The organism is Paenibacillus sp. 05T425, assembly GCF_056396205.1.
The window spans coordinates 258,486-272,134 of sequence record NZ_JBFTLA010000007.1; the positions used below are offsets into that span (position 1 = coordinate 258,486).

The 13,649-nt window shown below is 51.5% G+C and carries 10 protein-coding genes; 4 read left to right on the forward strand and 6 right to left on the reverse strand.

Going from position 1 to position 13,649, the window contains the following annotated elements; all coding sequences use genetic code 11:
• Window positions 1-14: 14 nt before the first annotated feature.
• Window positions 15-1,130: a sporulation protein YunB gene (gene yunB / locus AC1DF0_RS18420; RefSeq protein ID WP_477574902.1), complete on the reverse strand. Its 1,116-nt coding sequence runs from the start codon at window positions 1,128-1,130 to the stop codon at window positions 15-17.
• A 157-nt stretch (window positions 1,131-1,287) separates the two neighbouring features.
• Between yunB and AC1DF0_RS18425 the strand changes: the two genes are divergently transcribed.
• The 3 genes from AC1DF0_RS18425 to AC1DF0_RS18435 all read left to right on the forward strand — a co-directional run bounded on the left by AC1DF0_RS18425 (window position 1,288) and on the right by AC1DF0_RS18435 (window position 3,641).
• Window positions 1,288-2,028 carry an HAD family hydrolase gene (locus AC1DF0_RS18425; RefSeq protein WP_477574903.1) on the forward strand — a complete coding sequence of 247 codons (741 nt, stop codon included), beginning with the start codon at window positions 1,288-1,290 and terminating at the stop codon, window positions 2,026-2,028.
• A gap of 113 nt (window positions 2,029-2,141) precedes the next feature.
• A complete protein-coding gene (locus AC1DF0_RS18430) occupies window positions 2,142-3,128 on the forward strand; it encodes a phosphotransferase enzyme family protein (RefSeq protein WP_477574904.1) in 987 nt (328 codons plus the stop codon).
• Window positions 3,129-3,167: 39 nt separating this feature from the next.
• A complete protein-coding gene (locus AC1DF0_RS18435) occupies window positions 3,168-3,641 on the forward strand; it encodes a GNAT family N-acetyltransferase (RefSeq protein WP_442048074.1) in 474 nt (157 codons plus the stop codon).
• Between the two features lie 36 nt (window positions 3,642-3,677).
• On the opposite strand, the gene AC1DF0_RS18440 is transcribed toward AC1DF0_RS18435, so the two are convergent.
• The 4 genes from AC1DF0_RS18440 to AC1DF0_RS18455 form a co-directional block, all read right to left on the reverse strand.
• Window positions 3,678-4,412, reverse strand: coding sequence for an alpha/beta fold hydrolase (locus tag AC1DF0_RS18440; RefSeq protein ID WP_477574905.1), 735 nt, complete (start codon window positions 4,410-4,412; stop codon window positions 3,678-3,680).
• 16 nt (window positions 4,413-4,428) lie between these two features.
• A complete protein-coding gene (locus tag AC1DF0_RS18445) occupies window positions 4,429-4,959 on the reverse strand; it encodes a hypothetical protein (protein ID WP_477574906.1) in 531 nt (176 codons plus the stop codon).
• A complete protein-coding gene (locus AC1DF0_RS18450) occupies window positions 4,956-5,375 on the reverse strand; it encodes a MerR family transcriptional regulator (RefSeq protein ID WP_477574907.1) in 420 nt (139 codons plus the stop codon). Before AC1DF0_RS18450 ends, AC1DF0_RS18445 begins: the two co-directional genes overlap by 4 nt.
• A 147-nt stretch (window positions 5,376-5,522) precedes the next feature.
• Complete coding sequence (locus AC1DF0_RS18455) at window positions 5,523-6,389, reverse strand: sugar phosphate isomerase/epimerase family protein (RefSeq protein WP_442048078.1); 867 nt, start codon at window positions 6,387-6,389, stop codon at window positions 5,523-5,525.
• 215 nt (window positions 6,390-6,604) lie between these two features.
• On the opposite strand from AC1DF0_RS18455, the gene AC1DF0_RS18460 reads away from it, so the two are divergent.
• Window positions 6,605-6,820: a hypothetical protein gene (locus AC1DF0_RS18460; protein ID WP_337102784.1), complete on the forward strand. Its 216-nt coding sequence runs from the start codon at window positions 6,605-6,607 to the stop codon at window positions 6,818-6,820.
• Between the two features lie 49 nt (window positions 6,821-6,869).
• On the opposite strand, the gene AC1DF0_RS18465 is transcribed toward AC1DF0_RS18460, so the two are convergent.
• Entirely contained in the window at window positions 6,870-13,523 is a 6,654-nt protein-coding gene (locus tag AC1DF0_RS18465) for an S-layer homology domain-containing protein (RefSeq protein WP_477574908.1), read from the reverse strand.
• Window positions 13,524-13,649 lie beyond the last annotated feature (126 nt).

The following is a 13,649-nucleotide window of genomic DNA, read 5'->3' on the forward strand; positions in this document are numbered from 1 at the left end:
CATTATTAGCGGCTTCACTCCGAGCCGGTATTGCCAGCATTGCCAGCGTTATTGCTATGCTCCCCTGATGCGTTTCCTGCTGAGCCTTCATTGCCCTCCGCCCCGCTGCCGCTCGCATTATTGCCGCTGTCATCCCTATTCTCGCCGTTCTCGCCTTGTGTCGTAACGCCGGAGCCCGGAGACAACGGAACCGATATATTCGGCGCCTGCCCCGCCGATTCGCCAACAGGCTTGCCCGTATTGTCGTAGTAATACATCGGCACATCTCCAACGACGAGCAGGTATGATATCGGAATCTCCGTCTCTACCAGTTCGGGCTCCGTATCGAATGGAATGATAATCGTAACCTCCGCCGTAATGCGAATGTACACCTCGACCAATACCATGTTGATCGCGACATCCTTCTCGCGCGTGCTCAGCTCCACCTTCGCCGCTCCGACCGGCTCGAACTTGACCGGTACTCGCGGCCCGAACGACGATATAATCGCGCTGTTCAGCGCATGTCCGATTGGAATATGCTCTAGAATATCCTTCATATCCTTAAGCGTGTTCTCCACGGTGGACACGGTCTGCGAAGTGATCTTCATATGCTCGGCATAATTGAGAATGAAGCCGGATATTTTGCCGTTGCTGTTCATCTTCCAGTCGATCAGCTTCTCTGATTCCGACTGGTTCGCCACCTGATCGGTAATCGCCTTGTTGATTGCCTGTGTTGCAACCTGCTTAACCCGAATCTTAGCGATATTCATGAGCGGCGGCCTTAAGTTCCGTTCGATATATACAAACGATTGAATCGATAACAACGTCATCACAATAAGGGCAATGAGCCAAAAATTGCGCCGGCGCATACGCGGCCTAGCCGGACGGCTGCCCCATGCGCCTGGAGGCGGGCCGCCGCTGTTCCTGCTCCTCGCACCGAATCCGAGTGAAATAGAAGATGTGCGTTTGCCCCATTTTCCCCGGCTAGCCCCTGTTCTCGACCCCCACTTCGCTCCTGAAGAGCTCGCCTGCTGCGTGCTGGGCCTGCTGCTGCCCCAGCTTACCGTTTTCACTCGTCTAATTGGCCTCCCCGTCCACATGCCCCCGCCGAATGAACGAAACCGCCAGCCTCTCCTTCCCCATTTTGCCAAGTGCAAGGCCTCCTCCCGCTTCACCCTGTCCGCCTTCTATATCCATTCATATGCGTGGCTCGGCCAAAAAAGAAGGCAGCTTGCCCGTTGCGGCTGGGCTGTTCTACCTTATAATGGAATCAGACAGACTCGCGGATTAACGATAGGAGTGTTATAGATGATTATGCGGCCTGAAGCGATTTTGATGGATATGGATGATACGATTATTGCCTTCGAGCATGGAGTAGACGTTGACGCCTGCTGGTTCCAAGCTTGCGGTATCCATCTGAAGAGCAATGACAAGGGCAATATACCGGCATTAGTAAGTGCGATTAAAACGGAGGCCAAATGGTATTGGAGCGACCCTCAGAGGCACCGAGAAGGCAGAATGGATCTCACCGCTGCAAGAACGCGTATCATCGATGGCGCTCTGCAAAAGTTGTCCTTCATCAGCAGCTACAGTTCATCGGTCTCACGAGCAATCGCTCGGGATTACGGACTAGTTCGAAACGAAGCGATCTACTTGTACGAGGATGCCATTGAAACGATTCGGCATATTAGAACATTAGGAATTAAGCTGGCGCTATTAACGAACGGTACGTCAACGGAGCAACGGCACAAGATCGAGCGCTTCAACCTTGAACCGCTGTTTGATCATATTTTTATTGAGCAGGAAGTAGGCATTGGCAAGCCTGATCCCCGCGCTTACGAAAATGTCTTGAAGCGGCTAGGCGTAGAAGTGCCCCACACGGCTTGGATGGTAGGCGACAACTACGAATGGGAGATTACCGCTCCTCAGAAAATAGGCATTCGCGGCGTTTGGATTAACCATAACCGCCCATTGCTCGATTCTAACCCAGATACAGCTCCCTACCAATCCATTGCAACGCTCAGCGAATTGCGCAAGCTGCTCCTATAACGCTGTATCTGTATGAAAAGATKATTATAATCATCTTTTATATCCCGTTTGTTTTCCGGCCCGGCTAGAATGAGAACATACCGAAAGAAACGTACGAGGAGGAAGACAAAGATATGATCACCGTTCCAGCCATTCATACCGTTTTTCAAAAAGAAGCCTTGTTCGCTGCCATTGCCGAGCAGTACGATATCGGCATTCCGCTCACGAGCCGATTTGTCTCGAACGGCTTGAACGATACCTACGACGTCGTTACGGACGAAGGCCGTTACGTGCTTCGCATCTATAAGAAACAATGGCGGAGCGAAGCCGAGATTCGTTATGAGCTCGATCTGCTGCTTTATTTGCAAGGTGAAGGCATCCCTTTATCTAGCCCCCTTGCTCGGAAAGATGGCGAGCTCGTTACCTATATTGCCTCTTCAGAAGGTACGCGCTACGCGGTACTGTTCACTTACGCTGAAGGCATCGCGATAGCGAATGCTCAGACGAGCGTACACTACGGCCGGGCGGCAGCTCAGCTTCATCGTGCAGCGGACGGCTTCGTTCCGTCCCATGAACGCTTCCAGCTAGACAGCGCCCATCTGCTCAATGAACCGCTGGAACATCTGTTGCCCAAGCTTCAACACCGCCCTGACGATGTCCGATTCGTCCAAGAAGCGGCAGTCCGGTTGAAGGATAGGATGAACCGGCTGACGTTAAACGACAACGACTGGGGAGCATGCCATGGCGACCTGCATGGTTGGAATGTGTTCCATGACGAGAAATTCGACGGCAGCCTGACGCACTTTGACTTCGATTGCTGCGGGGCAGGCTGGCGCGCTTACGACCTGTCTGTGTACTTATGGAATCTCGTGCATGGCAGACATGATCCTGAGAAATTCGGTGATGAGTGCTGGGACGCATTTCTGAGCGCCTATGTCGCGGAACGTCCGCTGAGTCAGGCCGATCTTGACGCTATTCCGTTATTCGTGGCGGTTAGGCAGCTATGGCTGCTTGGGCTGCATACCGGCAATAGCGCGGTGTGKGGCGCGTGGCAGGATGACGGTTATTTTGACGGGAAGCTCAAGTTTCTGAAACTGTGGATGGAAGCATACGATTTATAATAAGGTTATAACCAATGTGAAGCGAGGAGGGTGTGCGTTATGCTCATACAACCGCTGGCGCATGCCGAAGCTGAACAAATATGTAATTGGAGATACGATGGCGAGTACTCATTCTATGATATAGCCGATAGCCCGGGCGTTATTACGGAGTTGACGGACGGCAGCTATTATTCGGTTAAGTCGGCTGACGAAGGCGAGTTGATTGGCTTCTTCTGCCTCGGACTACATGCGCAAGTTCCCGGCGGACAGATAGCCGGACTGTATGGCGGGGACGGCATCATCGATATTGGAATTGGGCTGCGGCCCGATCTCGTCGGCCAAGGCCGAGGCTCAGCTTTCCTCGCGGCTATCACCGAATACACGGTGGAGACGTTTCGGCCTCGGAGGCTGCGCCTCAGCGTTGCGACATTCAACCGCAGAGCAATCGCTTTGTATACGAAGGCTGGATACCGGAGGCTAGCTGCGTTTGATAGCTACGGAACGGAATTTTGGCTCATGCATTATACCATTTAGAAATCTATTCAACAAGATTGCTCTCTTCTAAGGGCATCATGCGAGATTATTCAAAAATAAAGCGATATCGGCATAAAACCGGCCACTAGTCGTTTCCTTCAAATCATGTCCAGATCCGGGATACTCCCTAACCGTTAAATTCTCAGCCATTCTGAGGTAACGGTCCAGCTCGCCGTCAGGGATCATAGAGTCTTCCTTTAAGCCCCTCGCTACTAAAACGGGAATGTTCACCCGATCATCGAGGTTGCGGTGCATCGATTCTATCTGAATTCGTTGTACGGCCTTGACCCGAATATGCTCGGTACGGCCGAAAGGAATTAAATACTCATGGATATAGGCACTAGGCCACTCAGGCGGCATCATCCGATGCTCTGGCGGATAATCCCCAATAAGCAGTGAACTCACTTGTGCCTGATGCTTGAGCGCATAACCAAGAGCGTACGACACCCCGCGGGAGTAGCCTAGCAAATGAAAGCTTTCCAACTGCGCCTGCTTTACGACTGCCTCTATATCGCTTATATGCTCATCCAAGTCATAGCCAGTGTCTGGCGTATCGCTTTTCCCTCTCCCTCGGAAGGATAACGCGATGCACCGTCTCGGAGAAACCGATAAGATCGTTTCCAACATTTCCAAATACTCTTCCGCCGTTTCCGACAGTCCGGGACAAACGACCAGCGGCAAGCGTACATCATCAACGGCAGGTCTAATATCATAATAATGAAGGCTAACACCTTGGTTATTGGCAAAAAAAGATGGGTACGTATGCTTCATTACGGCAATCTCCTCCTTATCGGCCCTCGATTCGATACTTTTTCTCCAGATCAGAATAAGGCCCTGGCGCAATTGGAATCCGCTTCGTAATCGCTGACTCGTCCGCTAGACCATCACTTTCCGTGTCATCATTCACAGAAATCCCCAGTTCAAGCACTTTGGCAACTATCTCTTCATCGATGTGCACGTCATCCATTTGTTCCTCCAGGACGACCTCCATTGTATACTCGTAACCGAAGCGCTGCTCCAATCCTTTCTTATCCGTGTATATTAATGTAACTACAATAAGTTTGATTCCGCAGCTTAACGGCTGATCCGTAAAGATGGCTATAATGAATTCATCTGCCCGATCGGGACGGTAAATGACAATTTCACCCTTTTCATTCTCATAGAAGCGAGATAAGTTGCTTTTACGGCTTATCCCTTGCGGCAGCTCAATCACGATACTAGCAGTAGCAGCATCTCGAATCGGGCCGAACCGCACGAGCAGATGGTTCATCCCATCCGCATGCTCAATCTTGGACTTCGCCGAACGTATCGTGATCACCCCTGTTCTCCCCTTTCGACCAATCCTGTCACAGCTTCAATGATTTTGCCCCTGAGCTCGGGCGACGTACGGGAGCTGATCGACAAAATTACGTCCTCGCTGATGACATAAGTCTCGTGCCTCATCATCTGGTCAGCCTGATAGAGCGGCAGCTTCTCTCCGATGCGAATGACTTCCTCAATCGACAGCTGTTTCAACTGCTCCTGAATACTGGCTAGCGTCTCCCCGCTCTTCGCGAGCGTCAATAACGCACGAAAATAATGCAAATGATTGTCAGTGTAAACACGCTTATTTCCGACTGTCTCCAAAGGCGGAATAACGCCAATCTGCGTATAATACCGAACCGTTCGCAAATTCATCCCAGCGTCCTCATGCTGCAAAACTTCCGTTAGTTGCTTCGCTGTATATTGCTCCATGCTCCCTCCCCTTCCGTTACACTAAAGTGTATTAGTTACAGTATACTGTAACAATATAGGATTGTAAAATATAAACTATCCTTTGTCAGATCTGATAAAAAACAAAAAAAGCAGACCCACTTGCACGGTCTGCTTTCTGATTATCCCTTATAGCAACGAGCGGATATAAGCGAGGTTGTCGCGGAGCAGCGTCTCGGAATCGGCGGAGCCGCTGAAGTCCTCGAAGCTGAGCCAGCTGTCGTAACCGACTGCCCGCAGCGCGGCAATGACTTGCGGCCAGTGTACCGCGCCAGCTGTAACAGCCGACCACGATGCTTGCCAAATTCGGCCATGCTCGCCGCTTCCGATCGTCGGCAGCGCTGCATCTGTGCGTTGCCACACCGCGTTCTTGACATGGACGTGACCTAAATATTCTCCGAGCACTTCGAGTCCCATTTGGTAGTTCTCGAAGCCTTCATGCACCATGTTGCCCGGATCATATATAACTCCAATATGGTTCGCGTCGAACCCGTCAACCAACCGGCGGGCCAGCGATGCGCTAGGCGCAATATTGCCATGATGAACTTCAATGAGACCTTTGACGCCGTAAGTTCGGCTTAGCGATTCCGCTTCTTGCAAGTAAGTGCGAGCCTCGGCATACAGCTCTTGATAAGTGCGTTTGCCATCATAATTCGGAACGCCGATGCGAATGGAAGGTGCGCCAAGCAACTTCGCTGCACGCATCGCGTTTTCAGTAGCCGCCAGGTCGCCGCTGCCAATGTAAGCTGCCACATTCGGCACGACCAAGCCAGCCGCCTCAGTCAATTGCTTAAGCTCTAACAGCTCGGCTTCTGACGTATCCGTCTCGACTGTGGACAAGTTGTTGCCCCAGAACGAAGGCGCTTCCTCGCGTCTAGCCGGATCCGTCTTCGTGTAACGCCATTCTACGCCGTCATAGCCGTTAGCTCGAAGCAGCTCAAGCGTACGTTGTTGCGAGCAATCTGGAAGCATTACCGTAAATACTGAAAATTTCATACGTCACCCCGATATCATCATTATCGAACACTATTTCGTAACAATCGATCATTGCTGTCCCCATCTTATCATAACGATCATCCCTTCTCTTCGCTTAGCTTTGCCTTTATGGCTCACCTATTTGACTGTGGTTGCTATCGCTTGTAGACTAGACAAGTCATATATCGCAGACAATCACGCACGATAGATATCTATTACTGGAGGAGTTCATACTTATGTCCGTCAATCGACGACTCTTTACCGATAGCGACTTCGAGGAAGTCATCCAGAAGCAGCTCAAAATTCGTGTTTTCCAAGACAATCATATTATTGAAGGCAGCACGGTCGTTGTCCGCTTCGACGATTCAACCGTCGTTACCCAATCGAGCGTCAGTGATATTACGTATCATAAACGAAACGCTTGCGAGTTTTTTGAGCTCAGAAGACGTTAAATATAGGCAAGAAGGGCTGCCCTCGGAGGCAGCCCTTCTTGTTTGGATACTACTTCATCAATTGCACGACTTGGAGCAATCGCTTAATAATAACAGCCGCTTCTGCGCGGGTTGCCGGATCAAGCGGAGCGAATATACCCGCTTTTCCTTTGCCTACTATAATCCCGACTGCCGCTGCGCGCTTCACGCTATCAAGCGCCCAGGCATGGATTGCACTTTCGTCACGGAAGCTTGCTGCGCCCGAAGGATCAGCGGCTTGCTTCACCTGAAGCCCAGCGTTAGCCGCGAAAGTCAGCGCATTGGCCGCCATAACGGCCATCTGCTCGCGGGTAATGTTATCGAGCGGCCGGAAACGGCCATCGGCATTTCCTTTTACAAGACCGTAGCTTGCCGCCGTTACAACCGCTTCCTCGTACCATGCTCCCTTCGCTACGTCGGAGAATGTTATTCCCGTTCCATTCCCTGCGCCGTGCAAGCCTAGCGCTCTTACCAGCATCGTAGCGAACTCTGCGCGCGTCACGCTGCGCTGCGGAGCAAAGCTCGAAGCCGTAATTCCGCTTAAAATTTGCCGCGCTGCAAGCTGTTCAATGTCGCTCTGCGCCCAATGTCCCTTCGTATCGTCGAAGGATTTCGCATTACTCGTAAGCACGTAAATGCTGTTGCTCATGCTCATAATATCGGCATGCGTCATACCTTCAGCCGATTCGATCATAGCTGGCACGTAATGGAATTTTCCTGTGCCAGGATCATAGACGAGCGCAACCGCATCCTTCGTATCGATGTCGCCTTTCGCGGTCAGCGTACGCTTCACGTAACGACCTCCGAAGCTGCGAATTTCTGTCTTCGTATTGCCGTTCGTTACGATAATCGTGAATTCGATCGGTTCGCCTATAAGCTCGAGACCCTGCTCTTCGGCTCTCTTCTCAAGCTCAGTCTTGATTGCTAGCTCCACCGGCTTGATGTTGAGAGTCCAGACTACTTTGCTAAGTTCCTCCGGAGTCAATGTACCAAGCTGACTCCTTACGAACGACAACGGCAATTCATATGACGCTCCGTCAAGTTCGATAACGATGACCGCATCAGCATTTTTTTTGCCAGCTTCAAGCAGTGCAGCGCCAGAGAACGAAACGCCGTTATTCGGTTTGGCAGAATCAATCGTGAATACGATGCGATCCTCGTTCGCGGAAGCCGCTTCACTCAGCTTCGCATCGTTCTGCTTCGTATCAACTGTTTCTGTCACAGGAGGGTCTGGAATGATGCTGCCTCCCCCTGAACCGCCTTGACCTTCATCATCTCTTGCCTCAACTTCGATCGTAAAGATGCGAAGATCACCACCTAACAAGACACTGAGCTTCGTCACCCCTTCAGAGCGTGCGCGTATTACATGATCCGATTCAATCGAAGCAATACTCGCAGTCTCAATAGCGAAAGCCGCATCATCCGTCACGTCTACGCCCTCTGCACCCAGCACTTGCAGTTCCTTCCTCTCTCCCGCTGTCATACGAAGCGGTCCTGTATCGCCATTCTCAAGCTTAATGGAGAATGGCTTTTGCAGATTGGCAAAACCGCCGTTCAGCTCTTCAAAAGCAAAGTTCGGATTGGCATCGGCAATCATCCGAATGCGTTCGCCGCGAACGATCACGTTATCAACGTCGATCGTGCCCGACAGATTGCCTGTTACGTCAATGCCGTTCGTACCCATGCCATCGAGGACGACATTTTGCAGCGTGAGATTATCGACGCCAAAGCCTCCGCCATGGACGATTAGTCCTGCATAAGTGCTGTCCAGCGCGACATTGTCGCGAACGATAACATGACCGTTCAAGTCCTTCTCGCCCGCGAACAGCCAGATCGCGCCAAGATTGATGTTATAAGCCGAATCGGCGCTGCCTGTGCGGATGAGCGTATTTCGTTCAACAACAGTCGTTCCCGTGAACGGAACCGGATTGAAACGCGTCGATACGGCAATGCCCGCACCGTTCGTGATCGTATCCGTACCGATATTATCCTGAAGCTTATTGTCTTGCCCGCCAAAAATAACGAAGTTGTCCGCTAGCCATGGCAGCGCCACCGTATTGAAGCGCGCCGTATTGTTGACGCTCGCGAGTCCTTCTGCCGACCACATCGCAAGGCCGTCATCGCCTGGATAACGAATATCCGATTGCTCCATCAAGCTGTTGCTCGTTCCGACGGAGAAGTTGATGCCATCCGCCATCAGATTGCGCAAGCGAAGGTTAACCATATGCAGCTCGTCGGTAATTTCCGTACCGCCCCTAACTCTAGACAACCATAAACCCGTTTTGGAATGCTCTACCCACACGTTTTGGATGACTGAGCCTGCACCATAACCGCCATAGAACGCATGCGTAAGCGCTTCGTCGTCGCGAATATTAAGATCGCCGTCAATCAACAGATCGTACACCTGTACGTCGCTGCCCTTACCGATGAACTTCGCTCCGATGAGCGTCGTGTACCACATGCCAGCACCGCGAATCGTAATTTGCGACAGATCAATATTATCTTCGCCAAGATGGAATACGCCGGCCGGGAACCATACTCCCTTGCCCTGCTGCTTCGCGGCAGCCATCGTTTCTTCGAACGCAGCCATGTCGCTATCGCCGTCGCCGGCAACTGCGCCGAAGTCAGTCACCGACAAGAAGCCGTCGGGCTTAGTCAGCGCGTCCTCGACTTGCTCCATGTCAGCAAGGTCAATGACATAGTAATCCGCTTCATTGCCCGCATCCTTCTGCAATCTAATCGTGGCTCCTGCAGGCACGTCGCCGATCAACGCATGAATTTCATCGAAGAAACGGTGCGCATTGCCCTGATTAGGATCATTCGACCAAGGGTAGCTGCCGTATTCCCAGCCATGCTTGGAGCTCAGCAACAGCTGCTGCTTGAACTCGCCGTTCACATACAGCGCAAGCGTCTCGTTAAGCCCTGCTCCATCCTCGCTGTCAGGAATGACGTAGCGAAGCACGATTGAGTTCGCAGACTTCGCAAGCGTGAATTCGACATACTCGCCTTCCGCATCCAGCTTGACCGCCGATCTTCCCGATGCTTCGGAGGCCATCTCCTTATAGAGACGCGATGGCTCAAGCACTTCTCCGTTCGTAACCGCGTGCTCCGCTTCATAAGAAACATAAGGTACTGTTGCACCGCGATAGTTAATGCCTACACTATTGCGTACGGTGAGGCTGTCGAGCTTCACGCGGCCGGTATCGGCGGCATTCTTCTGAAGCGTGATCGTGTTAATGCCAGCACGCAGCCCCAGTTCAAGCACTAGCTCCGTCCATTCTGTCGCCTTTCCGAATGCCGCTTGCGATACGGGCAAGCCGTTGACGTAAACGCTAAGCGTCCGCTCAGCCGACGAAGCGCTCATATAGCGGAGAGCTACATCATAGCTGCCTGTCTCCGGCGCGTTTACGGTGAAACTAATTTTAGAGCCATTCGTTGTAAATCCGTCCATATACCCGTCGCCTGTGAAGCCTTTGGACGTATCGGAGGCTGCTGATCCTCCGCCAAAGAATGCCTGCTCTGCTTCATAGCGAACGTCTGAACGTACCGGTGCAAGCGTCCACATCGCATCATCCATATCGGATGGCGAGCCGTGTTTCACTCCACTGTCCGTATGCTGCAACAATCCGCCACGGTCAGAAGCGTTGCCGATTAGCTTGTAGCCAAGCCGATCCTCGGTGTACCACTGCGCCGCATCATTCCCCTTCGCATCCGTATCGAGACTGACATTTCCTTCGTCATCGACCGCGAGCAACTGCCCCGATTCTTTGTTGCGAATCAGCTTGCGGCCATTGAAATCCTGCTGCAGCCACTGCGCTCCAGCATCGCCCTCAATCGGTGTTCCCGTTAACAACGCACCGTCTTCCACATACATATACTGCGATGTTGCTTTTGATTGAATGGTGACGTAATTCGTATCGTTAAAGATAGGCGTTGCTGTATCGTAGACTTTGCCTTCGCTCATATCCGGCGTATCAAACTCTTCCGGAGCGTATTCGAAGCCCCACTTCACCGAGCCGTAGCCGATCGGGAACAAGCCGCGTTCCGCGTAACCTGCATTGTTCTGGACATTAATCAGCTCGTCATTGTAATAGCCGTTCAAGCTGCGGATCACATATTCCAACGTACCAGGAACCGCCTCAATGGCCCACTCCGATTCCAGATCGCCTTCATCGGCTTCTTTGCTTTCAATGAATGTCATATCCTTTTTCATGGACATGTAATGGCCGGTTACACGATTGCGCAGACGCTGTACGCCATCAATATCCTCGATATACCAGTGTCCGTACCCGTTACTCTCGTCAACATCGCCATAGAGCACGATACCTCCGCTATTTTCGTACAAAAATTTGCCGTTCGCCATGCTTACGATTCGAATCGGACCATCGTACAGCGGCTCGGGCTCCATCACTACCGGTTCGAGCACATACTGCGCGCTGTCCTCTGCGGCAACCAGCTTGCTCACCTTCGTATAGCCTTCACCGTCGGCGTACAGATAATGACCGGCCCAGCCGCTTCTCAGAACGATAGTTTCGTCGGACGAGCCTGGCTCCATCATCCACTTTGCACTTCCCCAGCATAAGCAAATGCCGTCTTGCGCAACGATTTGTTGCGGCGGCGCATCAAGCTCGACATCCGCACCCACATGCTCCATCGAAACATAATGGTTAGTGGATACGTTTTTCAGCCTGACCGAGTTCGGACTGTCCCCCGTCTTCTCCAAATACCACACCGATGCCGATTGTTCTTCCGTGAGATCTCCGTACTTGACTTTGCCAAGATCGTCTCCAGCATCGGTTACCTCGTATAAATACTGATTCGTCAGCTTATTCTTAATCCGTACGTTACTCGGACCAGATTCTCCTACAGGCTCGAACTGCCAACGCGGACTTCCCCATGCCGGATTGATAACCCCGTATTCCACATATTTCGTTAAGTTCTGCAAGCTCATATATTTCTGTTGTCCGACTACATCATTAGAATCTCGGACACTGTGAATGAGCTTCGTCCCGCCTAAGTCCTCAATAACCCACACTGCGCTCGTCCACGAATCTTCTACCTCAGATACGGAAATACGGCCGTTCGCCATATTTTCAATGTTGATATAGTGGCCAGTTGCTCTGTTCTGGATCCGCTTGCGTCCTTGGAAACGCTCGATCAGCCACTGTCCCTTCTCATCGTCTTCGGCGACATTGCCATATTTCAGTTGGCCGTTCTCATCTTCGTAGAAGTAGAATGGCTGCCATTCATTTTTTATTCGTACATATTGCGGCGTGCCATCTCCTGAAAATGCAGGATCCTCGAACAGCCACTGCGCCGGACCGTCGTTCGGATCGATTGCTCCTGCTTGGGCTGCACCTGCCGCATCTGCAATATTCAAGTACTCTCCTGCCGCGGTCTTGCTTTCGATCGTTTTGTAATCGTCGTACAAGGTTGAGCTGGCAATCGACCATTGATCATCTACTGTACTAACCGTTAAAGCGAGTGCCTGTAGCGAATCCTCCGGACTGTCGTTGCCTGCTCTTGAAATATACCGGCCTGTTGCCAGATTGCGAAGCCGCTGCTTGCCATCATAATCTTCTATCACCCACTGGTAGTAAACCTTATTTCCKACATCTGTCGTTAAGGCGCCATAGCTTACGGTACCTTCGTCATCATACAAATAAGTCGTACTGATAGGGTCGATCGTGAATCCCGCAATCCGATACGGCAGCGCATCCGGCGCCAGCTCGATTCGCCATTGCGCGTTATCCAGTCCGGGATTCGACCAATCATTCGAACGCACATGCGTATCATCGGGGAATTGGGTATTCAGTACGTACGTGAGCGCGCCAGATGGCGTATTCAGCGCTTCTATATTTTTGAACGTAATATAGCCGGCGTTAGATGCGTCTTCCATCAACCACTCCGACCTCGTGTCTGTGCCGGTTGCCAATGCTTTGATGGGCTCCCATAACACGCCTTGCGTAATATAGTGACCGGTTGCACGGTTCTTGAGGCGCTTCGTATTCGGCGTATCTCCTGCTTCCATGACCCAATGGGAGGAAGGATCGTTTGCCTTTTTATCGCCAAAGTCTACAAATCCATCCACGGCTTCGAATAAATATTGCCCTGCTTTGTGCTTATTCGCCAGCCTGACCGGAACGGCTTCTTCCACCGGCTCGAGCGCCCATTGAGGGCTCTCGAATGTGATATTAATATCGTTGCTCACCTCCGCGAAACCAAGCTGATCCTCTTGGTGAATGACAAGATTGGCGCTCGAAGGTACGGTTGCACTCTTGATGACGACAAACCCCGGGCGATTCGATTCATGAATCGTCCATTGGTCCGCATTCGTGCTTGTCGTTATCTCACGGGCGGTTAGCGCATCGCGACGCTGCGTCACGTCCGCGATCGTTATGTAATGGCCGGTTGCGCGGTTGCGAATTCTTTTGTTGCCGTTGTAGTCCTCAATCTTCCATTGTGCGGACTCGTCTTCATAGCTTGGAAAACCGTAGCGAACAACGCCTGATGAATCCTCGTAAAGGTAGTTGCTCTTCCACTTGTTCTTGAGCCTAACATAGGAGTCGCTAACCGCATCCCCGCTTTCTCCTGCCAATTGCTCGTCAGCCGCGTATACCGGCATCGCCGTTAATACCAGCAGCAGCGATAGCAGCAAAGCGAGATATGACCGTGCTCGTTTCATTGCAAAACCTCCCTATTGTATATGAAATAATCTCTCTATAAGCATAGGTTGGAATCGCTTACATAACGATGTGTATTATTAAACGAAGTAGGTGTATTTTTACTAAATGTTGGTTTAATATCCATC